Genomic DNA, 25,415 nt, shown 5'->3' with positions numbered 1-25,415 from the left:
CTTGGGAAGGGGGCCTGTCGGATCAGGCCGCTTCGGGCTGCTTCTGCCCGATCGCGCCGAGCAGATCGTCAAAGGCCTTGACGAAGGAGGCGACCCCCTCCGCCACCAGCGTGTCGGTCACGCCGTCCAGATCCAGGCCCAGACGCTCGGCCTCTGCCAAGACATGCCTGGCCTCGTCGATATCGGCGGTCAACGTCTCGGCCACTGTGCCATGGTCGCGGAAGGCGTCCATGGTCTTGGGCGGCATGGTGTTGACCGTGTCCGGCCCGATCAGCGTGTCGATATAGAGCGTGTCGGGGAAGGATGGGTCCTTGGTCCCGGTCGACGCCCAGAGCAGCCGCTGCGGCTGTGCGCCCTTGGCGGCCAGTGCCTGCCAGCGGTCGGACTTCAGGAAATTCAGATACCACTGATACGCCATCTTGGCGTTGGCGATCGCGACCTTGCCGCGCACGGCCTTCAGCGCCTCGGCTTCGGCATCACCCGCCGCGACACGGTCATCGATCTTCTTGTCGATCGCCGAATCGATACGGCTGACGAAGAAGCTGGCGACGCTGGCGATCCGGTCGATCGGCTGACCGGCCTTGACCCGCTCTTCCAGCCCGGCCGCATAGGCCTCGGCCACCTTGATATAGGCGGCCTTCGAGAAGAGCAGCGTGACGTTGACGTTGATCCCCTTGGCGATGGTCGCCGAGATCGCCGGTGCGCCCGCGTCGGTGCCGGGGATCTTGATCATCAGGTTGGGGCGGTCGACCGCGTGCCACAGCTTCTCGGCCTCGGCGATGGTCGCATCGGTGTCGTCAGCGATATAGGGCGACACTTCCAGGCTGACATAGCCATCCTTGGCGTCGAGCCGGTCATAGACGGGCTTCAGCGTTTCCGCCGCCGCCTTGATGTCCTGGATCGCCAGATGCTCGTAGCGGTCGATGGTCGCCGCGCCGGGATTTTCCTTGTCGAACGCCGCCAGCGTGCCGTCATAGGCGTCGCCATGCCCCATCGCCTTTTCAAAGATCGACGGGTTGGAGGTGACGCCGGTCAGCCCGTCCTCGGCGACGAGCTTTTCCAAGCCCTTCGCCTCGAGGAACTTGCGATCGACGAAATCGAGCCAGGGGGCGCAGCCCTTGGCGCCCAGTTCCGACAGCTTGCTCATCACTTGGTCTCCAGCATTTCGCGGGCCACCTTCACGACATTGTCGTGGGTGAAGCCATACTTGTCCTGCAACTTGGCGAGCGGCGCCGAAGCGCCGAAGGTCGACATGGTGATCGTGCGGCCCTCGAACCCGACATAGCGGTCCCAGCCGATCGACCCGGCCTGCTCGACCGCCAGACGCTTGGTCACGCCCTTCGGCAGGACGCTTTCCTTATAGGCCGCATCCTGCAGCTCGAAGCGATACCAGCTCGGCAGCGAGACGACGCGCGCCTTGATGCCATCGGCCTTCAGCGTCTCATAGGCGTCCGTCACCAGCGACAGTTCCGACCCCGTTGCGATCAGGATGATGTCGGGTGTGCCGTCGCAATCCGCAAGGACGTAACCGCCCTTCTTCACGCCCGAAGCGGGCGCATATTTGCCGCGATCGAGGGTGGGGAGCGCCTGGCGCGAGAAGATCAGCGCAGTCGGGTGGCTGGCCGACTCGACGGCGCAGCGCCATGCCTCGGCCACTTCGTTCGCATCGCCGGGACGGATGGTGTCCAGACCGGGGATCGCACGCAGCGTCGCCAGATGCTCGATCGGCTGGTGGGTCGGGCCGTCCTCGCCCACGCCGATCGAGTCGTGCGTGAAGACGAACACCGCGCCGAGTTCCATGATCGCGGCGAGGCGGATCGGCGCGCGCATATAGTCGGAGAAGACCAGGAAGGTCGCGCCATAGGAGCGCAGGTGCGACAGCGCCATGCCGTCGACGATCGCGCCCATCGAATGCTCGCGCACGCCGAAGTGGAAATTGCGCCCCTCATAGCTGCCCGGCTGGAACGAACCGCCGTCCTTGATCAGCGTCTTGGTCGAGGGCGCGAGGTCGGCCGAGCCGCCGATCAGCCACGGCACCTTGGCGGCGATGGCGTTCTGCACCTTGCCGCCCGAGTCGCGGCTGGCAATGCCCTTGGCATCCGCCTCGAACACCGGGATGTCGCTGTCCCAGCCCTCGGGGAGCTTGTCGGCGAGCATCGCGTCGAGTTCGGCGGCGAGGTCGGGATATTCGGCGCGGTAGCGATCGGTCATCGCGACCCATTCGTCGCGCAGCGGCTTGCCGCGCGCTTCGATCGCGCCCTGGAAGGCTTCGCGCACGCCGTCGGGGACCAGGAACTTGGCGTCCTCGGGCCAGCCATAGGCCTTCTTGGTCGCGCGGATCGCATCCTCGCCCAGCGGCTCGCCATGCGCCTTCTCGCTGCCCGCCTTGGGGCTGCCATAGCCGATCACCGACTTCACGACGATGAAGGTCGGCTTGTCCTGGGTCGCCTTGAAGGTGTCGAGCGCGGCGGTCAGCGCACCCACGTCATTGGCGTCGTCGACATGGATGACGTTCCAGCCATAGGCCTCGAACCGCTTGCCCACATCCTCGTTGAACGCGATATCGGTGCCGCCCTCGATCGAAATCTGGTTCGAATCGTAGATCCAGCAGAGGTTGGACAGCTTGAGGTGGCCGGCGGTCGAAGCCGCTTCCGAGGCCACGCCCTCCATCATGTCGCCGTCGCCGCACACGACATAGACGTCATGGTCGAAGATCGGGAAACCCTCGCGGTTGAAATGGGCGGCCAGCCAGCGCTCGGCGATCGCCATGCCGACCGAGTTGCCGCAACCGGCGCCCAGCGGACCGGTCGTCGTCTCGACGCCGGTGGTGTGGCGATATTCGGGGTGGCCCGGCGTCTTCGAGTTGAGCTGGCGGAAACCCTTCAGGTCCTCCAGGCTCAGCGCGGGCTTGCCGGACTTGTTGCCGTCCGCGTCGATCTCCACGATCCCCGCCAGGTGGATCAGCGAGTAGAGCAGCATCGAGGCATGGCCGACCGACAGCACGAAGCGGTCGCGATTGGGCCAATCGGCATGCGCGGGGTCGTAGCGCAGAAATTTCGACCAGATGGTGTGACCGACGGGCGCGAGCGCCATGGGGGTGCCGGGGTGGCCCGAATTGGCCTGCTGCACCGCATCCATCGACAGGGTGCGGATGGTGTCGATGGTCAGTCGCTCGATCGACCCGTCTTCATGCAGATGGGTATCGGCCACGGCGTGGGTGGTGGCGTCGGTCATGGAGTCTGGCCTCATCCTTCATTATGCGATCGAACGCGTCCGCGCTCGCTCTGGTTGCCATGCGCGACCGGCCTTAGCGCGGGTTCCGCCCCCGTTCCAGCCGGGTAACGATCCCGCCATCGGCAATATAGGCCGCGTCGATTTCGCGCAGGAACAGACCATGCCCGACAACGCCTGGTATCGCTACCAGAGAATCCGCCAGGGTCTGTAGCGCGGTGTCGTCCCAGCCATGGCCGTCGACGACGATATTGCCATTGTCGGTGCGATAATCGGGTCGTTCGGCTGTCCGGTCGAAGAAATGGGCCAATCGCGCAACGACATAGCTCTTGGCAAAGGGCAGGATTTCGACCGGCAGCGGGGTACCGCCCAACCGTTGCGCCCGCTTCGAACCATCGGCGATCACGATCATCCGGTCGGCGGCGTCCGCCACCACCTTCTCGCGCAGCATCGCGCCGCCTGCTCCCTTGACCGCGTACAGTTCCGCGTCGATCGCATCCGCACCGTCGATCGCCAGATCGATCCGCGCCACCTCGGCGAAATCGCGCACGCGCATCCCCAGCGATTCGGCCAGCTTCGCGCTGGCGTGCGACGTCGCCACCGTCTCGATCCGCAGCCGACGCTTGGCCAGCGCGGCAATGGCATGCGCTGCCGTCGAGCCCGTTCCCAGGCCCACCAGCATATCGTCGCATACCTCCTGCACCGCAGCGACTGCGGCCAGGCGCTTGTCGGCGTCCCGATCGATCATGTCTTTTTGAGAATGCATCAGAACCCCAAAAGCTCCCGCATCGCCGGATTTGTCGCAGCGCGACAAATTGCGACAATTAAGGCATCCGCAAATAGGCCATCATCCCTTGCCTTTTCGACCCCGCCTCGTGCACTTTGCCACGAGACAGCAACATTTGCCCGGATCGCGCATTGACGTGCGAGCCGGGCTCCCGCTCGGCATTTCAGGCAGGTGGACGATTTGAACTTTCCAGGCTTTCGCGGGCGCCGGGCGCTTGCCGGCACGGCCATGGTCTTGGCGCTGGCGAGCGTGTCGGCATGCGGTGGTGGTGACAAGGGCGGCGCGTCTAAGGGGGGCGCTGGCGGGCAGCAGCAGACGCCGACCATCGGCTATGTGACCGTGCAGCCGACCAACGCGCCGATCGTGACCGAACTGGCCGCGCGGACCACCGCCTTCGAAAGCTCCGACGTCCGCCCGCAGGTGACCGGCGTCATCCGCCGCCGCTTCTTTACCGAGGGCTCGCTCGTCAAGCGGGGCCAGCCGCTCTACGAGATCGATCCCCGCCTCTATCGCGCCTCGGTGAACCAGGCCGCGGCGAACCTGCAAAGCGCGCAGGCCAATGCGGAAGCGACGCGGATACAGGCCGAACGCTATCGCCCGCTGGCGCAGATCGAGGCGATCTCGAAGCAGGATTATACCAACGCCCAGGCATCGGCTCGACAGGCGGCGGCGCAGGTGGCGCAGACCCGTGCCGCGCTGGAGACGGCACGCGTCAATTTGCAATTCACCACCGTCCCCGCCCCGATCAGCGGGCGGATCGGACGCTCGCTGTTCACCGTCGGTGCGCTGGTCAGTTCCAACCAGACCGATCCGCTGGCGCAGATTCAGCGTCTGGACCCGATCTTCGTCGATATTCAGCAGTCGGCGTCCGACCTGCTGTCGCTTCGCCGCAGCCTGGCGGCCCGCGACGGCCTGATCCCCGCCAGCGCGCGTGTCTCGCTGCGGCTCGAGGACGGGACCGATTACGGCCAGATCGGCACGGTCGAGTTCGCCGAAGCCGTGGTCGATCCGCAGACCGGCACGGTAACGCTGCGTGCGCGCTTTCCCAATCCGCAAGGCCTGCTGCTGCCCGGCATGTTCGTCCGCGCGCGCTTCGCGCAGGCGATCGACACCGGCGCCTATCTGGTCCCGCAACAGGCGATTGCCCGCGATCCGAAGGGCAATGCGACGCTGTTCATCGTCGGCCCGAACGACAAGGTCCAGCAGAAGACGGTCCGCGCCGAACGCACCCAGGGTGCGTTCTGGGTGGTCACCGATGGGCTGAAGCCCGGCGACAGGATCGTGACCCAGGGCCTTGCCAATCTGCGCGCAGGGCAGAGCGTGAAGGCGGTCCCCGCCGACAGCCCGCAAAAGGTCCAGCCCCCCTCGCCCGAACAGCTGAAGAAGATGCAGGCCGCCAAGGGCAAGGCGGGCTGACCGAACCATGCTCAGCCGCGTCTTCATCGATCGTCCCATCTTCGCCTGGGTTCTTGCCATCATCGTCATGCTGGCAGGCGTCGGCGCGATCATGGGCCTGCCCATCGCGCAATATCCGGACGTCGCCCCGCCCCAGGTGTCGATCCGCGCCACCTTCCCCGGCGCCTCCGCCCAGACGCTGCAGAATTCGGTCACGCAGGTCATCGAACAGCAGCTGACCGGCATTGACGGGCTGCTTTATTTCCAGTCCTCCTCGTCCAGCCGCGGCTCGGTGACGATCACCGCGACCTTCGCCAAGGGCACCGATCCCGACATCGCGCAGGTGCAGGTCCAGAACCAGGTCCAGCAATCGGTCGCGCGCCTACCGCAACAGGTGCAGCAACAGGGCCTGGTCGTCCGCAAGTCGAACCCCGACTTCCTGTTGATCGCGGGCGTGTATGACGAGACGAACCGGATGACGAACCAGGACGTCTCCGATTATCTCGTCTCCAATCTCCAGGATCCGCTCGGCCGTATCCAGGGCGTGGGCGACACCAATGTCTTCGGCTCGCAATATGCGATGCGCATCTGGCTCAACCCGGAGCGGCTGGCCTCCTATCAGCTGATACCCTCGGACATCGTCACTGCGATCCAGAACCAGAATACCGAAGTCGCGGCGGGTGAGGTCGGCGGCACCCCGTCGCCCACCACGCAGATGCTGAACGCCACCGTGACCTCCATGTCGCGGCTCCAGACGCCCGAGCAGTTTCGCGAGATCATCGTCAAGACGCTGAACAACGGCGCAACGGTCAAGCTGTCCGATGTGGCGCGGATCGAATTGGGCGCGGAAAGCTATGCCGCGGTCAGCCGGATCAATCAGCATCCGGGCGCCGGTATCGCCGTGCTGATGGCGCCGGGCGCCGATGCGCTGAAGACCGCCGAGCTGGTCAAGGCGGAGATCACCCGCGTCGCCAAGACCTTTCCGCCGGGCCTGAAGGTCGCCTATGCCAACGACACCACAGCCTTCATCAAGCTGTCGATCGACGAGGTGGTCAAGACGCTGATCGAGGCGATTATCCTCGTCGTCATCGTGATGTTCGTCTTCCTGCAAAGCTGGCGCGCGACGTTGATCCCGACGATCGCGGTGCCGGTGGTGCTGCTGGGTACCTTCGCCATCTTCTATCTGGCGGGATTTTCGATCAACACCCTGACCCTGTTCGGGCTGGTGCTGGCGATCGGCCTGCTGGTCGATGACGCGATCGTGGTCGTGGAGAATGTCGAGCGACTGCTCGAAGAAAATCCCGACATGACCCCGCGCGAGGCGACGATCGAGTCGATGAAGGAGATCACCGTCGCGCTGATCGCCATCGCGCTCGTCCTGTCGGCGGTGTTCCTGCCGATGGCGTTCTTCGGTGGATCGACCGGCGTCATCTATCGCCAGTTCTCGATCACCATCGTCTCGGCGATGATCCTGTCGGTCGCCGTCGCGATCATCCTGTCGCCCGCCCTGACCGCAAGCCTTTTGAAGCAAAAGGCCAAGGAGGGCGAAGAAGGCGCCTGGCTCGACCGCAAGTTCCCGCGCGTGGCGCATGGGCTTCAGCGCGCGAAGGACGGTTTCAACAGCCGCTTCGACTGGACGGTCGAGAAATACACCTCCGCGGTACGCACCGTGGTTGATCGCAAATGGCTGTTCCTGCTGATCTATGTCGGCGTCGTCGCGCTGCTGGCGATCCTGTTCCTGCGTCTGCCCACCGGCTTCCTGCCGACCGAGGATCAGGGGTCGGCGATCATCCAGTTCCGTCTGCCCGCCGGCGCGACCCAGGGCCGTACCATGGAAGTCCAGCGCCGGGTCGAGCAATATTTCGCCCAGAATGAGGGCAAGAACGTCAAGGTGCTCTTCACCGTCGCGGGCGGCGGCGGTGGCGGCACCAGCGGTCAGAATACCGGCCAGGGCTTCATCAACTTCGTCGACTGGGCCGACCGCAAGGGCAAGGAAAACAACGCCGACGCGATTACCGGCCGTGCCTCCGCCGCGTTCCGGGGGCTTCGCGACGCGCAGGTCTTCGCGTTGGTCCCGCCCGCCATTCGCGGCCTCGGCCAGTCGGACGGCTTCACCATGGAGTTGCAGAACATCTCCGGCATGCCGCTGGAAAAGTTCGAGGCGATCCGCGACCAGCTGCTCGCCAAGGCCAATGCCGACCCGATGCTCGCCTCGGTCCGCCTGACCGAGCTGCCCGACATCGCCACGCTGCGCGTCGACCTCGACCAGCAGAAACTGGCGGCGCTGGGGCTGACCCAGCAACAGGTAAACTCGACCCTGTCGACCGCCTGGGGCGGGCAATATGTCAACGACTTCATCGATCGCGGCCGCGTGAAACGCGTCTTCGTCCAGGGCGATGCGCCCTATCGCGGCGAACCCGAGGACCTGAAACAATGGTTCGTGCGCGGGTCGAGCGGGCAAATGGCCCCCTTCTCGTCCTTCTCGACGATCAACTGGGGCGTGGCGCCCACCACCCTGTCGCGGTTCAACGGCATCCCTTCTTACGAATTTCAGGGGTCAGCCGCGCCGGGTTACAGCTCGGGCGACGCGATGCAGCGGATGACCGAACTGGCTTCGCAGATTCCTGGCACCTCGATCGCCTGGGCGGGCCTGTCCTATCAGGAAAGGCTGTCGGGCGGTCAGGCGCCGATCCTCTATGGCCTGTCGATCCTGGTCGTCTTTCTGTGCCTCGCCGCGCTGTATGAAAGCTGGTCGATCCCGTTCGCGGTGCTGCTGGTCATCCCGCTGGGCCTGATCGGTGCGGTCGCCTTCGTGACGCTGCGCGGGCTGACCAACGACGTCTATCTCCAGATCGGTCTGCTGACGACGATGGGGCTAGCGGCGAAGAACGCGATCCTGATGATCGAATTCGCGGAGCAGGCGGAGAAACAGGGCAAGCGCGTCATCGACGCCGCGCTGGAGGCCGCCAAGATCCGTCTGCGTCCGATCCTGATGACCAGCTTCGCCTTCATCTTCGGCGTGTTGCCGCTCGCCATCTCGACGGGTGCGGGCGCGAACAGCCGTATCGCGATCGGCACCGCCGTGATCGGCGGGATGCTGACCGCGACGGTCCTGGCGATCTTCTACATCCCGCTATTCTTCGTGCTGGTGCGCCGTTCGGTGCGCAACGGTCTGGCGCGGCTGCGCGGCAAGCCGATGAGCGAACATGGTGCGGGCCATAAGCCCGTCGAGCAAAAACCGGGCACGGAGCAGGCCTGATGCGTATCCTGTCCCCCTTCCCCGCCATGCTGCTGGCCGCGAGCGCGCTGTCCGCCTGTTCGATGGCTCCCCGATATGAGCGACCCGCGACACCGGTCCCGCCGTCATGGCCGATCGGCGACGCCTATCTTCGCCAGTCGGAAGCGGCGCTGCCCAGCGTCCGCTATAGCGACGTGTTCCGCGACGCCCGGTTGCAGCAGCTGATCGTTCAGGCGCTGGCCAATAACCGCGACCTGCGCGTGGCGGCGGCGAACATTGCCTCGACCCGCGCGCAATATCGCATCCAACGCGGCAGCCTGTTTCCTCAGATCGATGCGACCGGCCGCTACAGCTATACCGACCGGGGATCGGGCGGGGCGGGCAGCCAGGCCATCGGCAATGGCAGCACGGGGACCGGTACCGGCGGCACCGGAACGGGTACGGGGACAGGCACGGGCGGAACAGGCACGGGCGGTACGGGAACCGGCACCGGTGGCGCCGGTGGCACGATCGTTTCCGGCGCGAATGGCAGCGGCAGCGCCTGGTCGGTCAATCTGGGCACCACTGCCTTCGAACTGGATCTGTTCGGCCGCATCCGCTCGCTGACCGGGGCGGCGCTCGACCGTTATTTCGCGACCGAAGCGGCGGCACGTGCGACCCGGCTGACCCTGGTCGGGGATATTGCCGATGCCTGGCTCAACTATGCGGCGGACCAGAGCCTGCTGACCATCGCGCAGCAGACCGCGGCCAATGCGGAACGCAGCGTCACGCTGACCCGTGCGCGGCTGACCGGCGGGATCGCACCGCGCACCGATCTGCGGCAGGCCGAACAGGTGCTCGCGACCGCGCAGGCCGATCTGGCGCAGCAGAAGACCGCCGTTGCGCAAGACGTGAACGCGCTGCAACTCCTAGTCGGCGCGCCGATCGATGCCGCCCTGCTTCCTCGTTCGATCGAGCAAGCGGCGCCGACGATCGCCACCCTGCCCGCCGGGCTCGACTCGGGCATCCTGTTGCGCCGCCCCGATGTGGTGCAGGCAGAGTATCTGCTGCGCGCCACCAATGGACAGATCGGCGCGGCGCGCGCGGCCTTGTTCCCGCGCATCTCGCTGACCGGATTGGTCGGTTTCGCCAGTACGGCACTGACTTCGCTCTTCTCGGGCGGCAGCTTCAACTATTCGGTCGCACCCGCAGTCAGCTATCCGATCTTCCAGGCCGGAGCGGGCGTCGCGAACGTCCAATATACCGAGGCTCAGCGCGATGCGGCGCTGGCGACCTATGAAAAGGCGATCCAGACCGCTTTTCAGGAGACCGCCGATGCTTTGGCGCGGCAAGGCACGATCGCGGATCAGCTTGGCGCCAATCGCCGCTTCCTATCGGCGGCGGCCGATACCTATCGATTGACCGAGGCGAGCTATCGCGGGGGCATCACACCGTTCCTCAACACGCTGGATGCGCAGCGCTCGCTCTACTCGGCGCAGCGGACGGTGATCGCGACCCAGTTGGTCGAAGCCAGCAACCGCGTGTCGCTCTACCGCGTGCTGGGCGGCGATTCACTCCTGGAAGCGACGCCCGACGGCCCGGTGCCGCTGACGCCCGGCGGATAAAGCGTCCCGCCCCGGCGCGAAGGGCCGGGGCGGGACGAAAGCATCAGCCTTGTTCGGGGCCGCGTGCCGCCCCGATGGCATCCCGACCGAACTGGACGATCAACTCGCCGATCTCGCGCGCCTGCGACATGGACCGGTTTCCCTGTTCGCGCAGAAAGTCGGTCTGAATGCGCATCACGTCCGACAGATCCTTGGCGGAGGCGGCGGCGCGCATGGCGGAAAAAGCCTCGCGCGCATTGGTTTCGGCCTGATCGAGCATCTTGAGCGTCACCACCGAACCGCCCTCGGCCATTTTCTGCCCCGATGCCTTCATCGCCTCGCCAGCGCCCTTCAGGCTGTCGGTGAAGCGCTCCGCGCCCATATCGCCACCGATCGCGCCTGCACCGCCACCATTTCCGAAATCGTCGGCCATTTCATACTCTCCTTGCCCATCGTCCGTTTCGATTGAACCCTTGGGCGCGCCGGGAGTTGCACGGCATCCTGCCGTGACGACGCCGAAGCGGCTAGGTTACATCTGCTCGAAGATCGCGCTCAGGCTCGCGAGCCCCTTATCGGTGAGGCGCAGTCGTCCCTCCACAGTCCGAGCGACCCAGTCCCTCGCCATGAGCAGGCGAACCCACCGGGCCCCGACCAATCCGTCGGGGGCAAAGCCCGTCGCCTCCAAAATGGCCGTCTCGCTCTGCGGCACGTCCGCCGCGAATAGGGCCAACAGGATTTCCCAGGCGGGATCACCGAACAGATCGCCATCGGCCCGCGCCATCGCGCGAACGCCGTGCCGGTGGCGCAGGATCATCGCGGCGCATTCGCGCGGCGTGGGCTCGCGCGGAGGACGGGGCACCGGCACGCCACCCGCTTCGCCGGAAATCGCCTGGATACGGGCCTGAACCTCGGTCATGATGACGGTGAACTGGGTGAAGCTGGCACGATCGTCCTCCGGCCAATGGAGAAGGCGCAGATCAGACGTCATTGCGCATCCTCCGCCAGTTCGCCCGCCATGGCAGGCTCCAGTCCGGGTCCTGTCCGTGGATCGCCAGCCGCCGTTGATGCCGCATCACGCCCAGGGCGAGCACCAGGATCATCGGATAGGCCAGCTTGCCCCCCGCCGCCGCATACATCCACGGCACCAGATCGGCGTCGAATCCGCGCACCCCATGGATTCCGATCGCCAGCAGGTGCAGCGCCGCCAACCAGAGCGGCCAGAACCGGTTGGCCAGCAAGGCGACCGTCATCAACCCGCCCATCAACGACAGGTCGATGACCAGTTCGAACGTCTCGATCGAGCGAAAGCTGGTCGAGGGATCGAAGGGAATGAGCCATGTCGCCACCGAGGCGAAGAACAACATGATCGCGGTCCATCTTTCGGGGCGCCCGCCACGGAGCAGCGCGTAAAGACAGACCGCGCCCTGCAGGATATGAAAAATATAAATATGCGTCACGACGCGCACCGCGAACAGGAAGCGGGGGCGGGCACGTCGCCGAAGCGGTCTTCAGGCCGCAACGCGCAGTGGCGTGGGCGCGACCAGCCCGGTCACTTCGGGCGGCTTGGGACGGGTATCGCCATAATCGTCGGCATCGAACCCGATCGTCTTGCCGACCTTCTCCAGCACGCGGTGGCTCTGCACTGCGGCGCCGCGTGCCTGGCCGATCGCCAGCATCGCCTGGCTCAGCAGTTCGAAGGCGTGCTGCCCCACCACCGCCGACAATTTTGCCTCCGCCCGCGCCTGGGGCAAGGCCACCGCCAGTGCGCCTGCGGTCGCAAAGGCCGCATCGAGATCATTTTCCAGCTTCCACAACAGACGGGTCACCTGGACCGCCGCTTCATGCTCTGCCGTCATCGCTCGCCTTCCCCGTTCGTGATGCCCGCGCGCCGCGAAAACAGGGCGCGGTGGACCATGGTCAACCGGCAAGGTGCGACATCCGACCGATCACGCGGGTCATCACGTCCAATCCGGTCGCCAACATGCCGAAGCCGATGGCGAATGCGATGGCGATCGTGGGAACCCATAACAGCCTTTCGGCCATCGTCATGTCGTTGCGGAGCTGACCTCGCCGCCGGATCGGAAGGGGCAAGCGGGACGATGCGTGGACATGGCCGTCCTGCACCGCCCCACCGACCGTACTCCCATCCGGTGAGATCGGAACTGGCACAGGGTTCGGCTCGGAAAACAGCCCCGAAGAATCGGGTATGATTTTATGCGGGGCATCTTCTTCAATGATTACATTGACTTGGTCACCCGCCTCCGCCTCATATTCGGCCAGGGCCAAGGCCGCCTCGCGGCGATTGCGCGCGCCGAGCAGGCGCACCGCCTCCGCCAGATAGCTGTCGACCGTCGATTTTCCCAAGCCCAGTTCGGTGGCGATTTCCTTGGACCCCTTGAGCGCTTTCACGCCACGCAGGCATTCGCGGTGGCGGCGCGTAAGAAGGGCGAAACGTTCGGGGGTCATCTCGTTTTCCGGCCACGCCGGAGGATCCGTCCAGGCATGAATATGCCCTAGCCGGGACTATGGGGCCACGCCAAGCCGTTCCGTCACCGATCCGGCGCGGAAGGAACCATTAAGAAACAAAGTTAATCGTTTACTTCGATTATTGACGCCTATTAGCCGGGTTTACCGGGCAGCTTGATACCCTCGATCGAATCGAGTGCACGAAGCAGGTCGTCGAACGCCGCATCCTCCTCGACCGGGAAGGAACGGCGAAAGCCCGACCCCAGTACGTCGAGGTCTCGCTGGGTCAAAAGACCGACCGCGACGATTGGATCGGGGCGGCGCGGCACTTTTGGCTGGTCGCGCGTCATCGCCGCCATCCGGCCAGGACGGCGCAAAAGGTCTCTTCAATGGCGGCCCCGCGACCGGGCGCGGGCTTGGAAAACAAGGATAATAACAGGCCGCGCATCGTCCGAACTCCATTCACCATGGCTGAACCCGTCATTCGGCGTGCCTGTTCCACGCATTTTCCACGCTTTCGATCGCCGACCGGGACAGCTTGGCCGCGACACCCCTGTTTCGCGTCGCGACACCCTTCCCCTTGGAGCAAGCCATTGCTAAGGCCGCGCGTGTCAACCGGATCTATCCCCGGCGCGCCTGCCCGCGGCTGAAGCTGCCGTGTCCCCCTGGGCGTGCCCGGCTCGACCAAGAAGGGACGCCCATGACTGCGATAGGCCAGGACAGCCTGAAGACCCGCTCGACGCTCGACGTCGATGGTAAGACCTATGATTATTACAGCCTCGCCAAGGCTTCCGAGCAGCTCGGCGATATCAGCCGCCTGCCCTTCTCGATGAAGGTGCTGCTGGAGAATCTCCTGCGCTTCGAGGACGGCAAGACCGTCACGCGTGAGGATATCCAGGCGATCGTCGACTGGCAGAAGACCCAGCGTTCGGACCGCGAGATCCAGTATCGCCCGGCCCGCGTGCTGATGCAGGACTTCACCGGCGTTCCTTGCGTGGTCGACCTCGCCGCGATGCGCGACGCGATCACCAAGCTCGGCGGCGATGCGGCCAAGATCAATCCGCAGGTTCCCGTCCACCTCGTCATCGACCACTCGGTCATGGTCGACGAGTTCGGCACGCCCAAGGCCTTCGAGGATAACGTCGACCTCGAATATCAGCGCAACATGGAACGCTACGAGTTCCTGAAGTGGGGCTCGAAGGCGCTCGACAATTTCTCGGTCGTTCCGCCGGGCACCGGCATCTGCCACCAGGTGAACCTGGAATATATCGGCCAGGCCATCTGGTCCTCGACCGAGACCGGCGAGCATGCGCAGGGTTCGGCGGCGATCGCCTATCCCGACACGCTGGTCGGCACCGACAGCCACACCACGATGATCAACGGCCTGGGCGTGCTCGGCTGGGGCGTCGGCGGGATCGAGGCGGAAGCCGCGATGCTCGGCCAGCCCGTGTCGATGCTGATCCCCGAAGTCGTCGGCTTCAAGCTGACCGGCAAGCTCCAGGAAGGCATCACCGCCACCGACCTGGTGCTGACCATCACCCAGATGCTGCGCGCCAAGGGCGTGGTCGGCCGCTTCGTCGAGTTCTATGGCCCCGGCCTGTCGTCGATGACGCTCGCCGACCGTGCGACGATCGCCAACATGGCGCCCGAATATGGCGCGACCTGCGGCTTCTTCCCGATCGATGACAAGACGCTCGACTATATGCGCCTCACCGCGCGTTCGGACGAGAATGTCGCGCTGGTCGAGGCTTATGCCAAGGCGAACGGCTTCTGGCGTCATGACGATGCCGCCGACCCCGTCTTCACCGACACGCTGGAACTCGACATGTCGACGGTCGTCCCGTCGCTGGCCGGTCCGAAGCGTCCGCAGGACAAGGTCGTCCTCACCGAAGTCGACGACGTGTTCAACGCCGACCTCGCCAAGGTGTACAAGAAGGAAGCGCCCGCGCGCGTCTCGGTCGACGATCGTGGCCATGACATTGGCGACGGCGACGTCGTGATCGCCGCGATCACCAGCTGCACCAATACCTCGAACCCGAGCGTCCTGGTCGCCGCCGGCCTGGTCGCGCGCAAGGCGAACGCGCTGGGCCTGAAGCCCAAGCCCTGGGTCAAGACCTCGCTCGCCCCCGGTTCGCAGGTCGTGACCGATTATCTCGACAAGGCGGGCCTGACCGCCGATCTCGACGCGATCGGCTTCAACCTGGTCGGCTATGGCTGCACCACCTGCATCGGCAATTCGGGTCCGCTCGCCGAGCCGATCTCGAAGGCGATCAATGGGAATGACATCGTCGCCGCCTCGGTCCTGTCGGGCAACCGCAACTTCGAAGGCCGCGTGTCGCCCGACGTGCGCGCCAACTTCCTCGCCTCGCCGCCGCTCGTGGTGGCCTATGCGCTGAAGGGCACCGTCACGCAGGACATGCGCGAAACGCCGATCGGCCAGGGCAAGGACGGCCAGGACGTCTATCTGAAGGACATCTGGCCCTCGAACGACGAAGTGCGCAGCCTGATGGATGCGAACATCGACGACGAGATGTTCCGTTCGCGCTACGGCAACGTCTATGCGGGCGACGCCAAGTGGTCGGCGATCGAAGTGACCGGCTCGGACACCTATGCCTGGCCCGCCGCTTCGACCTATGTCGCCAACCCGCCCTATTTCGAGGGCATGGAGATGACGCCGAAGCCCGTCACCGACATCATCGAGGCAAAGCCGCTCGCCATCCTGGGCGACTCGATCACCACCGACCACATCAGCCCGGCCGGTTCGATCAAGGCGGACAGCCCGGCAGGCACGTTCCTGCAGGAGCATCAGGTCGCCAAGAAGGACTTCAACTCCTATGGCGCGCGTCGCGGCAACCATGACGTGATGATGCGCGGCACCTTCGCCAATATCCGCATCAAGAACGAGATGGTGCCGGGCGTCGAAGGCGGCATGACCCAGTATGACGGCGAAGTGATGCCGATCTATGACGCCGCGATGCGTCACAAGGCCGACGGCACGCCGCTCGTCATCGTCGCGGGCAAGGAATATGGCACCGGCTCGTCGCGCGACTGGGCGGCGAAGGGCACCAACCTGCTCGGCGTGCGCGCGGTCATCACCGAGAGCTTCGAGCGCATCCACCGCTCGAACCTGGTCGGCATGGGCGTCCTGCCGCTTCAGTTCGCCGAGGGCGTGACCCGCGAGACGCTGAAGCTGGACGGCACCGAGACCTTCACCATCCAGAACGTCGCAGGCCTGCGCCCGCGTCAGGATGTCGAAGTGATCCTGGCCCGCAAGGACGGCTCGACCGAGACCTTCCTGACCAAGTGCCGCATCGATACCGTCAACGAGCTGGAATATTTCCTGAACGGCGGCATCCTGCAGTACGTGCTGCGCAACCTGGCTGCGTAAGCGGCCTGGTGGGGCGGGCTGATGGCCCGCCTCCCCGCAAGAATGGGCCCGCCCGGAGCGATCCGGACGGGCCTTTTTTTCCACTTGGAATGGGTAGCGGAGGTGAATCGGCGGGGCGTTCCGAGAGGCACGCGCACCCGCCCCTCCGCCATCACCTCAAGGTGGCTCCTGCCCCAATCTTTCGCGCGGGATGGATGGGGTCAGTCGGCGACCTTTTGCGCCTCGACGATCTGCGCATCGCTGCCGAGCGTGTAGAGATAGGCTTTCCGCTGCTCGGACCCGGCTTGCAGGCGCTTCAGCGTTCGTTCCTGATCCTTGGTCAGCGCAAAGCGGGTATAGCCCGATCGAACCAGACACCCATCCACTTCGTCCTGAAGCTGGGCCTGCAAGGCATCGACATGCTGGTCCGGGCGGTACAGACGCCGGAGAAGGACTTGCCGTTCGCTCCGGTCGAACACCGACTCACCCCCCACCGCGGGCATGTTGTTCTCGCGTTCGAGCACCTCGAAACCGCGGACATATTTGCGCGCCTCGTCATCCCCGGTCACATCACGCCGCGCAGCCTTGAGCATGCAGGCGCGGCTGCCGCTCTCGAACAATTCGCGGGTGGTGCCGGGCTTGCCCCAGCTATAGCTTTGGGGCGATTTCGCCATGGCCGCCTGGGTGGACAGCAATGCGACGGCAAGGCTCAGCGGAACGATAGCGCGCGACATGATCTCTCCCACATCCTGCAACGGCGGGTTTCGCCGGTTGGATGCCATCGTGTCCGCGTTCGGGCGCGGTTCTCTATAAGGATGGCGGCCGGATCATAACCCGGCCACACGCCCGACCTCAATGCGATCGTTGCGACTTGCGCAGCGCGGTTTCCCGCTCCAGCCGTTCGAGCATCGCCTCGATCGATTCCTCCGCACGGTCCGGGCGCGGCAGGGCGGCCCCCTTTTCAGCCGGATCCGGCTCGCGCATCGGCGAGATGGGCATGGGATTTTCGAGACCGATCGGCGTAACGGGGCGGACCGGTTCGCGCGGGACCGACAGGATCGCGTCGGGATCATAGGCAGAGAGCGGCTGATCAAGGTCGGCGGGCAGCGTCCGCTCGATCATTTCCTCCTCGACCGGCGGAGGCGGCGCACCAAGCTCGGCAGCATGCAGCGGTCGACGCGGCGGCGCGTCGGGATGCCGGTCCGAACGGCGGACCGAGGGCACATAATCCTCATCCTCGTCATGCTCGGCCGGGGCCTTGCGCGCCAATAGGCCACCGGGACCCCAGAGCAGATAAGCAACCGCCCAGGTCACCGCCCCCGCGCCGAATCCGGCGACAAGCGCCAGCAGCAACCGCGCCTTGGTCCCCAACGGCGGCTGCGCGGCGGCGACGATGTCCGCCAGACCAAGCTGCGCCACCAGCATCTCCAGCCGCCAGTTCGGCGCGACCAGCACCAGAAAGGCGACCATAACGCCGAACGCCCCACCGGCCAGGGCGGGGGCGAAGCGATGGGGAGAGGGCTCGGCGGTAAAGGTCATAGGCTGCTCGTCGACGCCCCGTGTAATAGCCGGTGGTAAACAGGTTCGTAACGGCGAATATTCGACGCCCAGTCGCGCTCTTTCTCCACGAAAGCCCGGCCCGCCGCACGCCGGGCATCCCAAATCGACCGGTCGGCCAGCAAGCCCGCCAGCGCATCGGCCAGGGCGGCCGGATCGTCGGGCGGGAACAGCGTCCCCGTCACGCCGTCGCGGATCAATTCACGATGGCCGCCGACATCCGATGCCGCCACGAGTCGCCCCTGCGCCATCGCTTCCAGCGGCTTCAAGGGGGTGACGAGATCGGTCAGCCGCATTTTCTTGCGCGGATAGGCCAGGACATCGACCAACCCGTAATAGCGCTCGACCTCCTGATGCGGCACCCGCCCTACGAAACGGATCGCGTCCGCCACCGGCGAACGCCCGGCTTGCGCGCGCAACGCCGCCTCCATCGGGCCGCCGCCGACCAGCAGCAGTCGCGCGCGGGGCCGCGCTGCCACAAGCCGGGGCATGGCGGCGATCAGATCGTCCAACCCCTCATAATCATAGAAGCTGCCGATGAAACCGATCCCCCCGGCCCCCGCCAAATCCCACTCGACCGCCAGCACCTCGTCGCGCGGCGCGGGCTGGCCGAACAGGGTCAGGTCGACGCCATTGGGCGAGACGATGATCTTGTCCGCGCCGATCCCGCGCTCGATCAGGTCACCACGAAGCCCTTCGCAGATCACCGCCACCGCATCGGCGCGCGCACAGGCCCAGCTTTCCAGCGCACGGGTGACACGGTAGCGCGAACTCCCCTCGACGCCGGTGCCGTTGCCGACCGCCGCATCCTCCCAAAAGGCGCGTATCTCATAGACCAGCGGCAAGCCGCGCCGCCGCGCCACCACCCATCCCGCCAGCGCGTCGAGCACGGGGGAATGGGCATGGAGGATATCCGGGCGAAACGCCTTCACCGCCGAGTCGATGGCCCGAACCTGCGCCGCCAGCCCCGCCCCCTCACCGATCACGCTGCGCCGCATCGCGCCGCAGTCTCGAACCGGCGTGCGATAGAAGGTCAGGCCATCGACCGTCTCCAACCCTCCGGTCCCCGCCCCCTGGCGTGGCCCGGTCACGGCGGCGACCGACAGCCCGGCCGCCGCCTGCGCCTTCAGGATCGCGCGGGTGCGAAAGCTGTACCCGCTTTGCAACGGCAGGCCATGATCGAGAATATGCAGGATACGCATGACGATATGCCTGTCATGCCAGCCCTTAACGCCGCGTCAACCGGCGGCTTATAAGCATCGGCGACGCGTAGGGTTTCTAGCCGGGAAGAAGGGCGATGATCGACAGCTTGGCCCTTGTGCTGACCCATAGCCTGATGCTCATCGCCGCATGGCGATTGCTCGGTCGCCGCGATCTGGATCAGGAGGGGGATGCGGGCCCCGCCCCTGGCAAGCGGCGGCGCCCCGATGCGTGACCTGTTCCTGATCGGTTTCCTGTTCGGGCTGTTCGCCATGGGCCTGCGTCGGCCGTTCCTGATGGTGCTGGTCTATGTCTATATCGACATCGTCTCGCCCCAACGGCTGACCTATTACCTGCTGAATGCCGTGCCCATTTCATTGATTGCCGTCGTCGCGGCGCTGGGCGGATGGATATTGACCGACGACAAGCGCGACAGCCGGTTCACCGCGCGACAGGGGGCCATCCTGTTGCTGCTGATCTATTGCGCGATCACCACCTATTTCGGCGCCGATTTCCCGATCGAGGCCGCGGACAAATGGAGCTGGGTGTGGAAGGCGCTGGCCTTTGCGGTGTTCCTGCCGATGACCCTGCGCACCCGTTTGCGGGTCGAGGCCCTGTTGCTGTTCGTGATCCTGTCGCTGTCCTCGATCGTCATCGTCGGGGGGATCAAGACGCTATTTTCCGGGGGCGGTTATGGCGAACTGAACCTGATGGTGAGCAACAATACCGGCTTTTACGAGGGCAGCATCATCTCGGCGGTCGCGGTGGCGACCATCCCGATCATTTTGTGGTTGATGAGGCACGGCACGATCTTCCCGCCCGACCGGCGGGTGCGGCTGTTCGGCGCGGGGCTGATCTTCGCCTGCCTGCTGATCCCCGTCGGCACGTCGGCGCGGACGGGGTTGCTGTGCATCGCGCTGCTCGCGGTGCTGATGCTGCGCGATGTGAAGCGGCGGCTGCTCTATATCGGTGCATTGGCGGCGGCGGGCGTGGCGGTCATGCCGTTGCTTCCCGCCTCCTATACCGAACGGATGAACACCATCCGCACCTATAAAGGGGACGAATCGGCTTCGACCCGGCTGGCGGTGTGGAAATGGACGCTGGACTATGTCGCCTCCAACCCGTTCGGCGGCGGCTTCGAGGCTTATCTTCAGAACAATCTGCGCTACGACCTTACGACGGTCGAAGGGTCGGCGCATGACAGCAAGGTCGAGCAGAAGGTCACCACCGACCATGCCCGCGCCTACCATTCCAGCTATTTCGAGATGCTCGGAGAGCAGGGCTGGCCCGGCCTGTTCCTGTGGCTGGGCATCAACATCGCCGGGCTGTTGCGGATGGAGGCGTTGCGCCGTCGGTATCGCCGGCCGGACGATCCGCTGCTTTGGGGCGGACATCTCGCCGGCGCGCTTCAACATGCGCATCTGATCTATCTGCTGGGCGGGGCGTTCGTCGGAATCGCCTTCAACCCCTTCCTCTATCAGTTGCTGGCGGCACAAATCGGGCTGGACACCTATCTGGCGCGGCGTACCCGCGAGGGGCGGCAGAAGCCACCGACCGGCCGTCTTCCACCGCGTGGCAAGGCTACCATTTCCGCGCCGTCGGCGTGATCCCGGCCCCTAGGATATTGCCCCGGATCGCCAGCGGCTCGCCAGACCAGTTGCCGACGAAGACCGGTTTGAAGTCCGCACCCGGCGCCAGCCGTGCGCGATTATTCTCGACCACCAGACCCGAGGAGTCGTTCTTCGCCCCCTCCGGCGCGACGGTGATCAGCGTCGAGTGATTGTCCTTGTCGCGGCCGAAGACGAACTCGTTGCCCGCGATCCGCCCTTTCGCGCCGTTGGACAGGTCGATCATATAGTTGGTCGCGTGGCCGTGGCTGTCGTCGAAGCTGCTGTCGAGTATCTCGACATAAGGAGCGCGCGTCTTGACGTAATGGCCGCCCTGCCCCCGCTCGAACCTGCAGGCGGTGACGCGCAGCGACTTGTAGCGCCCCATATAGATGCCATGAGCGCCATTGCCGGTCGGATCATGCCCCAGGCCGGAAAAGGTCGAATGGTCGACCGTCACAGTGCCGTTCGGGTCTTCGGCCGACAGGATCCCCGACTGGCTGTCGAGGAACATCGCGTTGGTAACCGAGAGCGGCCCCCTCTCGATACGGATACCCGCGCCGTTGCCGTCGGCCACCTCGATATGGCTGAAGACGATCCCATCCACCGTGGCCCCCCGCCCCCGCAGGACCAGGACCGCCTTCCCCTCACAGGCGACGCGGGTGAAGATCACCTTGCCCGGTTCCGTCGCGACATAGGCGATACGACCGGCCCCCTGCACTGCACATTCGCGGTAAGTGCCCGGCGCGATGCGAATCGTCCCCTCGCCGTCGCCGATCGCCGCCACCGCCTCCTGCAACGTCGCAAAGCCGCGCCCACCGACGGTGAACGGCGCGGAGGCCCCTTGTGCAAGCGCGACGCCGGAGGTCAGACCGATCAGCAGCAGCGGGAGCAGGCGCATCGACATATCCTGAAATAACAAGCGGGCGCCGCATCCTGCCACGCGTGGGGCAGCGATGCGACGCCCGGTAGTGTCCCGCGGCGGGATGCCCGGATCCTGCCCATCCCTGATGGGTGGGATCGGGTTTACGCCTCCTCGGTCTCTTCCTCGTCGGCCAGTTCGTCTTCCAACGCGGTTAGGATCGCCTGGTTGAAGGCGGGGATGTCGTCCGGCTTGCGGCTGGTGATCAGATTACCGTCGACCACGACTTCCTCGTCCACCACGTCCGCGCCCGCGTTGGACAGGTCGGTACGGATCGAGGGGAAGCTGGTCAGGCGACGGCCGTCGATCACGTCCGCCTCGGCCAGCAGCCAGGGGCCATGGCAGATGGCGGCCACGATCTTGTCGTCTTCCATGAACTCGGTGACGATCTCGACCGCGCGCTCGTTCATCCGCAGCTTGTCGGGGTTGCAGGTGCCGCCGGGGATGACCAGCGCATCATAATCATCGGTATCGACCTCATCGACGGTCAGGTCGGGCGTGGCGGTCTCCGCCTTGTTGATGTCCTGTTCCATGCCCTGGATCGGATCGGACTTGAGCGAGGCGAGCGTCACTTTCGCGCCGGCTTCCTCGAGCGCCTGTTTGGGTTTGAACAGCTCGACGGTTTCGAATCCGTCGGCGGCGAGCATCAGGACGCGTGCCTGGGAAAGATCGGCCATGATGGAAAACTCCTGTCTGGGGGAATGCCTTGGGGGATCGGCTCCATCAGAACCCGTGACCGCATCGGCCGTTCCGGAACGAAGCGACCAGCGACGCATTTGCAAAGACGACCCGAGAGAGAGCGATGGCCACCCGATTAGTCTATTGCGATGACAGCAAGCCCGGCATCACCCGGACCAAGGTTCGCGGCAAATGGGCCTATTGGAGCCCGAAGGGCGAACGCATCACCGATCGCGACGAAATCGACCGGCTGAACCGCATCGGCCTGCCCCCCGCCTATCAGGACGCCTGGTTCTGTCCGCGCGTCAACGGCCATATCCAGGCGGTGGGCTGGGACGAGAAAGGCCGCAAGCAATATCGCTACCACCCCGATTTCCGCGAGGCGCAGGAAGCGGCCAAATATGAACGCTGCGCCGCCTTCGGCCATGCCCTCCCCACGCTCCGCAAGCGCGTGGAGGCGGATTTGAAGAAGCGCGGGCTATGCAAGGAACGCGCGGTCGCCGCCGTCATCCGGCTGCTCGACAACGGTCATATCCGCGTCGGCAACGAAGCCTATGCCGCCACCAACAAGAGTTTCGGCGCGACGACGCTGCGCAAGCGCCATGGCCAGGTGAAGGGCACCACGCTGCGGCTGCGCTATCGCGGCAAGTCGGGCAAGATGCGCGACATGACCCTGACCGATCGGTCGCTCGCCAGCTTCGTCAAGCGTTGCCAGGATCTGGACGAACAGCATTTGTTCGCCTGGGTCGATGAAGACGGAGAGGCCAATCCGGTCACCTCGTCGGATGTGAACGCCTATATCCGCGAGGCGACCGGCTGCGACTTCACCGCCAAGCATTTCCGCACCTGGGCCGCCAGCGTCGCCGCGTTCGAGGCACTGGCGCTGGCCGAAGCGGATCTCAGCCTGAAAGCGATGCTGGAGCCGGTGGTCGAAAAGCTCGGCAACACCCCCGCCATCGCGCGCAAATCCTATGTCCACCCCTCGCTGATCGCGCTGGTGAAGGAGGGGCAGGCTGCGTTCCGCCAGTCGCTCCGCCTGCCACGCGCCTGTGCCGGGCTGTCCCGCGTCGAATGCGGGCTGATCGCGTTTCTCGAGGCCGGAACCCCGGCCAGCAAGGCGGCCTGACCGCCCTTCATTTCAGGAGTCCCCATGGCGACGAGCAATACCTCGCCCAAGGCGCCGATCTTCGACGGCTCACGCATACCCGATCAGGTCGAGGGCATTCTCGACGCGACCTATAACTGGGTACAGGATTATTGGCTGAAGGTGCTGATCGCGATCGGCATCGGCGCGGTCATCGTGCTGGCGCTGCTCTGGGTGCGAAAGCTGGGCGACAAATTGTGCAGCCGCCCCGGTTTCGCCGGTGGCTGGGGCGTGATCCTGGGCCATGCGATCGCGCGGACCAACATGTTCTTCATCGTCACCCTGGCCGCGCAACTCGTCGCGGGCTATTCTGGCGCGCCGGGTGAGGTCGCCAAGACGATCAGCTTCCTGTTCACCGTTGCCAGCGTGTTCCAGGCCGCGATCTGGGCGCGCGAACTGATCCTCGGCACGATCGAGCATCGTACCCAGTCCGAACATTATTCGGGCGAGGCGTTGTTGTCGGCGATGGGGTTGATCCGCCTCCTCGTGACGGTGGTGCTGTTCGCCATCGCGCTGGTCGTGGTGCTCGACAATCTGGGCGTCAACGTCACCGGCCTGGTCGCGGGTCTAGGCGTCGGCGGTATCGCCATCGGTCTGGCCGCGCAGGGCATCTTCGGCGACCTGTTCGCCGCGCTCGCCATCATCTTCGACCGTCCGTTCCGGCGCGGCGACAAGATCAGCTATGACAGCACCAATGGCGTGATCGAGTCGATCGGCCTGAAGTCGACCCGCATCCGCGCCTTCACCGGCGAACTGCGCATCATTTCCAACCGCCAACTGCTCGACAAGGAAATCCAGAATACGACCGTGCGCGACCATGTCCGTCTGTCGTTCATGATCGGCGTCGCCTATGAAACCCCGCCCGAGACGCTGGCACGCATCCCGGCCCTCTTGACCGAGATCGTCGAGGGCGAAGGCGGCAAGGTCGCCCGCGCCGGGTTCGAGAATTTCGGCGCGTCGAGTCTGGACTTCGCATTGCAGTTCGACGTGCCCGGTGACGACTGGGCCACCGCGCACGACCTGCGCAACCGGATGCTCGTCACGCTGATGAAGCGGTTCGCGGCAGAGGGGATTTCCATCCCCTATCCCACCCAGACGACCTACACCGCCGCACCGGACGGGACGCTGGTCATGCCCTATCCGCAGGTCCAGCCGGTCGAGGTGCATCACACTGCCGGGGGCTGATCCCCGGTAGGTTTGGGCTCCGCAGGCGCGGCCGGCGCGGGTTCCACCCCATGCTCGGCCTCGGTCGCATAAGCGGGCTCCGCCTCGACGTCCGGCTCGGCATTCTTGCGGCCCAGCAGGCGCTTGCCCCAGCGGACCACGGCCAGCCCGGCCACGACGATCAGCGCGATGAACTTCTTGCCGAAGCCCAGCATGATGGCGAGCAGGCCCAGCTTCTTGGCCGCCGCCACGCCCGCACCCGCCGCGACCAGCCCCGCCAGGCCATATTCGGCGGTCTTGTCGGTCGAGGCGTCATAGTCGGCATAGGTCTCGCCCCGGTCGAAGCTGGCCGCGCGACCGAATTGCGCCGCCGCCGCACGCACCTCGTCCAGATGCGCCATATCGGACACCATGTTGAGGCTCAGTACCCCGTGCCGCCCGAGCAGCCGCACGTCGTAATTGAGCGAATCCGGCCCCTTGCTGTCGTCGAACTTCAGTTGTCGCGCCCAGACCAGCGAATGGTCCTGCGCATTGTAGGAGGGCGGCTGCGCCCAACCGACGACCTGGACCGTCGGAAAGCCCTGCTTCCGGCGCTCCTCGTTCCGTTCCGCCGCGCCCTCGCGCATATCGGCCAAGACCTTGTCGTAATCCTGCTCGTGCGCGTCCTTGTCGCTGACATAGCCGGTGTCCTCATAGGTCACCACCGCGCCCCAGACATTGTCCGACGCCGTGGTCCCGGTCGGCAGGACGAGACCAAGGACATCGCTGACCGCATCGGCCGGATTGCCCCAAATCTGGGTCAGCACCTTCTTCGCGTCTTCGGCGGGCAGGAAATAATAACGGTCGCCCAGATGCAGCGTCGCCTTGGCCGGGCCGACGACGACATCGCCGGTCTGCTTGTGCAGCCCCTGTTCGAAGGCACGGATCTGCGCCTCTGCATTGTGTGCCGCCGGCGTCGGATCGGCGGCCATGGCCCCGCCCGACCAGCACGCGACCGTCAGCATCAGCGCCACCGCAATGGCGCGTGTTCCCCGCAAATTCATCATTCCCCCTCGCCCGCCCTCCCGTGGCGGACG

At 65.5% G+C, this 25,415-nt stretch carries 23 protein-coding genes; 8 read left to right on the top strand and 15 right to left on the bottom strand.

Annotated features, from left to right (window positions below; genetic code table 11):
* Positions 1-22 precede the first annotated feature (22 nt).
* From tal to rpiA, 3 genes are all read right to left on the bottom strand, one after another.
* Positions 23-1,147 (bottom strand): transaldolase, encoded by a 1,125-nt coding sequence (gene tal / locus ACWPWT_RS09745; protein WP_454279480.1) that lies wholly within the window; start codon positions 1,145-1,147, stop codon positions 23-25.
* Positions 1,147-3,234, bottom strand: coding sequence for a transketolase (gene tkt, locus ACWPWT_RS09740; RefSeq protein WP_454279479.1), 2,088 nt, complete (start codon positions 3,232-3,234; stop codon positions 1,147-1,149). The genes tal and tkt overlap by 1 nt, the downstream gene beginning before the upstream one ends.
* Before the next feature lie 73 nt (positions 3,235-3,307).
* The gene (gene rpiA, locus ACWPWT_RS09735) at positions 3,308-3,997 is read right to left on the bottom strand and encodes a ribose-5-phosphate isomerase RpiA (RefSeq protein ID WP_454279478.1); all 690 of its coding nucleotides are present in this window, start codon (positions 3,995-3,997) and stop codon (positions 3,308-3,310) included.
* Between the two features lie 249 nt (positions 3,998-4,246).
* On the opposite strand from rpiA, the gene ACWPWT_RS09730 reads away from it, so the two are divergent.
* From ACWPWT_RS09730 to ACWPWT_RS09720, 3 genes are read left to right on the top strand one after another with little or no spacing between them, the layout of a single operon-like run.
* The gene (locus tag ACWPWT_RS09730) at positions 4,247-5,434 is read left to right on the top strand and encodes an efflux RND transporter periplasmic adaptor subunit (protein ID WP_454279913.1); all 1,188 of its coding nucleotides are present in this window, start codon (positions 4,247-4,249) and stop codon (positions 5,432-5,434) included.
* 7 nt (positions 5,435-5,441) lie between these two features.
* Positions 5,442-8,672 (top strand): efflux RND transporter permease subunit, encoded by a 3,231-nt coding sequence (locus tag ACWPWT_RS09725; protein ID WP_454279477.1) that lies wholly within the window; start codon positions 5,442-5,444, stop codon positions 8,670-8,672.
* Positions 8,672-10,255, top strand: coding sequence for an efflux transporter outer membrane subunit (locus ACWPWT_RS09720; RefSeq protein ID WP_454279476.1), 1,584 nt, complete (start codon positions 8,672-8,674; stop codon positions 10,253-10,255). The genes ACWPWT_RS09725 and ACWPWT_RS09720 overlap by 1 nt, the downstream gene beginning before the upstream one ends.
* Positions 10,256-10,298: 43 nt before the next feature.
* Here the strand turns inward: ACWPWT_RS09720 and ACWPWT_RS09715 are convergent, their stop codons facing one another.
* The 6 genes from ACWPWT_RS09715 to ACWPWT_RS09690 form a co-directional block, all read right to left on the bottom strand.
* Positions 10,299-10,667, bottom strand: a complete 369-nt coding sequence (locus tag ACWPWT_RS09715; RefSeq protein WP_314732874.1) for a phasin family protein — start codon at positions 10,665-10,667, stop codon at positions 10,299-10,301.
* Between the two features lie 96 nt (positions 10,668-10,763).
* Positions 10,764-11,222: a hypothetical protein gene (locus tag ACWPWT_RS09710; RefSeq protein WP_454279475.1), complete on the bottom strand. Its 459-nt coding sequence runs from the start codon at positions 11,220-11,222 to the stop codon at positions 10,764-10,766.
* Positions 11,212-11,691, bottom strand: coding sequence for a hypothetical protein (locus tag ACWPWT_RS09705; RefSeq protein ID WP_454279474.1), 480 nt, complete (start codon positions 11,689-11,691; stop codon positions 11,212-11,214). Before ACWPWT_RS09705 ends, ACWPWT_RS09710 begins: the two co-directional genes overlap by 11 nt.
* 51 nt (positions 11,692-11,742) lie before the next feature.
* Positions 11,743-12,090 (bottom strand): hypothetical protein, encoded by a 348-nt coding sequence (locus ACWPWT_RS09700; protein ID WP_261269152.1) that lies wholly within the window; start codon positions 12,088-12,090, stop codon positions 11,743-11,745.
* Between the two features lie 61 nt (positions 12,091-12,151).
* The gene (locus ACWPWT_RS09695) at positions 12,152-12,700 is read right to left on the bottom strand and encodes a helix-turn-helix domain-containing protein (protein WP_454279473.1); all 549 of its coding nucleotides are present in this window, start codon (positions 12,698-12,700) and stop codon (positions 12,152-12,154) included.
* 152 nt (positions 12,701-12,852) lie between these two features.
* Positions 12,853-13,077, bottom strand: a complete 225-nt coding sequence (locus tag ACWPWT_RS09690) for a hypothetical protein (protein WP_454279472.1) — start codon at positions 13,075-13,077, stop codon at positions 12,853-12,855.
* Between the two features lie 323 nt (positions 13,078-13,400).
* Here ACWPWT_RS09690 and acnA point away from each other — a divergent pair, with 323 nt between their 5' ends.
* Positions 13,401-16,088: an aconitate hydratase AcnA gene (gene acnA / locus ACWPWT_RS09685; RefSeq protein WP_454279471.1), complete on the top strand. Its 2,688-nt coding sequence runs from the start codon at positions 13,401-13,403 to the stop codon at positions 16,086-16,088.
* Positions 16,089-16,288: 200 nt separating this feature from the next.
* Here the strand turns inward: acnA and ACWPWT_RS09680 are convergent, their stop codons facing one another.
* From ACWPWT_RS09680 to ACWPWT_RS09670, 3 genes are all read right to left on the bottom strand, one after another.
* Positions 16,289-16,801 carry a hypothetical protein gene (locus tag ACWPWT_RS09680; RefSeq protein ID WP_261269155.1) on the bottom strand — a complete coding sequence of 171 codons (513 nt, stop codon included), beginning with the start codon at positions 16,799-16,801 and terminating at the stop codon, positions 16,289-16,291.
* A gap of 118 nt (positions 16,802-16,919) precedes the next feature.
* Entirely contained in the window at positions 16,920-17,606 is a 687-nt protein-coding gene (locus ACWPWT_RS09675; RefSeq protein ID WP_261269156.1) for a hypothetical protein, read from the bottom strand.
* Positions 17,603-18,826 carry a TIGR04063 family PEP-CTERM/XrtA system glycosyltransferase gene (locus tag ACWPWT_RS09670; protein ID WP_454279470.1) on the bottom strand — a complete coding sequence of 408 codons (1,224 nt, stop codon included), beginning with the start codon at positions 18,824-18,826 and terminating at the stop codon, positions 17,603-17,605. The genes ACWPWT_RS09675 and ACWPWT_RS09670 overlap by 4 nt, the downstream gene beginning before the upstream one ends.
* A gap of 95 nt (positions 18,827-18,921) precedes the next feature.
* Between ACWPWT_RS09670 and ACWPWT_RS09665 the strand changes: the two genes are divergently transcribed.
* Both ACWPWT_RS09665 and ACWPWT_RS09660 read left to right on the top strand, forming a co-directional pair.
* On the top strand, positions 18,922-19,059 hold the full coding sequence (locus tag ACWPWT_RS09665; protein WP_261269158.1) for a hypothetical protein: 138 nt from the start codon (positions 18,922-18,924) through the stop codon (positions 19,057-19,059).
* Positions 19,052-20,431, top strand: coding sequence for a putative O-glycosylation ligase, exosortase A system-associated (locus ACWPWT_RS09660; RefSeq protein WP_454279469.1), 1,380 nt, complete (start codon positions 19,052-19,054; stop codon positions 20,429-20,431). Before ACWPWT_RS09665 ends, ACWPWT_RS09660 begins: the two co-directional genes overlap by 8 nt.
* Here ACWPWT_RS09660 and ACWPWT_RS09655 read toward each other — a convergent pair.
* Both ACWPWT_RS09655 and ACWPWT_RS09650 read right to left on the bottom strand, forming a co-directional pair.
* A complete protein-coding gene (locus ACWPWT_RS09655; protein WP_454279468.1) occupies positions 20,406-21,332 on the bottom strand; it encodes a right-handed parallel beta-helix repeat-containing protein in 927 nt (308 codons plus the stop codon). The two genes, ACWPWT_RS09660 and ACWPWT_RS09655, sit on opposite strands and share 26 nt — an antisense overlap.
* A gap of 125 nt (positions 21,333-21,457) precedes the next feature.
* Positions 21,458-22,030 (bottom strand): type 1 glutamine amidotransferase domain-containing protein, encoded by a 573-nt coding sequence (locus ACWPWT_RS09650; RefSeq protein ID WP_454279467.1) that lies wholly within the window; start codon positions 22,028-22,030, stop codon positions 21,458-21,460.
* Positions 22,031-22,155: 125 nt separating this feature from the next.
* Here ACWPWT_RS09650 and ACWPWT_RS09645 point away from each other — a divergent pair, with 125 nt between their 5' ends.
* Positions 22,156-23,157, top strand: a complete 1,002-nt coding sequence (locus ACWPWT_RS09645; RefSeq protein ID WP_454279466.1) for a DNA topoisomerase IB — start codon at positions 22,156-22,158, stop codon at positions 23,155-23,157.
* Positions 23,158-23,181: 24 nt separating this feature from the next.
* Complete coding sequence (locus ACWPWT_RS09640; RefSeq protein ID WP_454279465.1) at positions 23,182-24,360, top strand: mechanosensitive ion channel family protein; 1,179 nt, start codon at positions 23,182-23,184, stop codon at positions 24,358-24,360.
* Here ACWPWT_RS09640 and ACWPWT_RS09635 read toward each other — a convergent pair.
* On the bottom strand, positions 24,342-25,382 hold the full coding sequence (locus tag ACWPWT_RS09635; RefSeq protein WP_454279464.1) for a DUF2167 domain-containing protein: 1,041 nt from the start codon (positions 25,380-25,382) through the stop codon (positions 24,342-24,344). The genes ACWPWT_RS09640 and ACWPWT_RS09635 overlap by 19 nt on opposite strands.
* Between the last annotated feature and the right edge of the window lie 33 nt (positions 25,383-25,415).

Source organism: Sphingomonas sp. Marseille-Q8236, from assembly GCF_965112005.1.
This window is presented reverse-complemented; position numbering and strand designations above follow the sequence as displayed.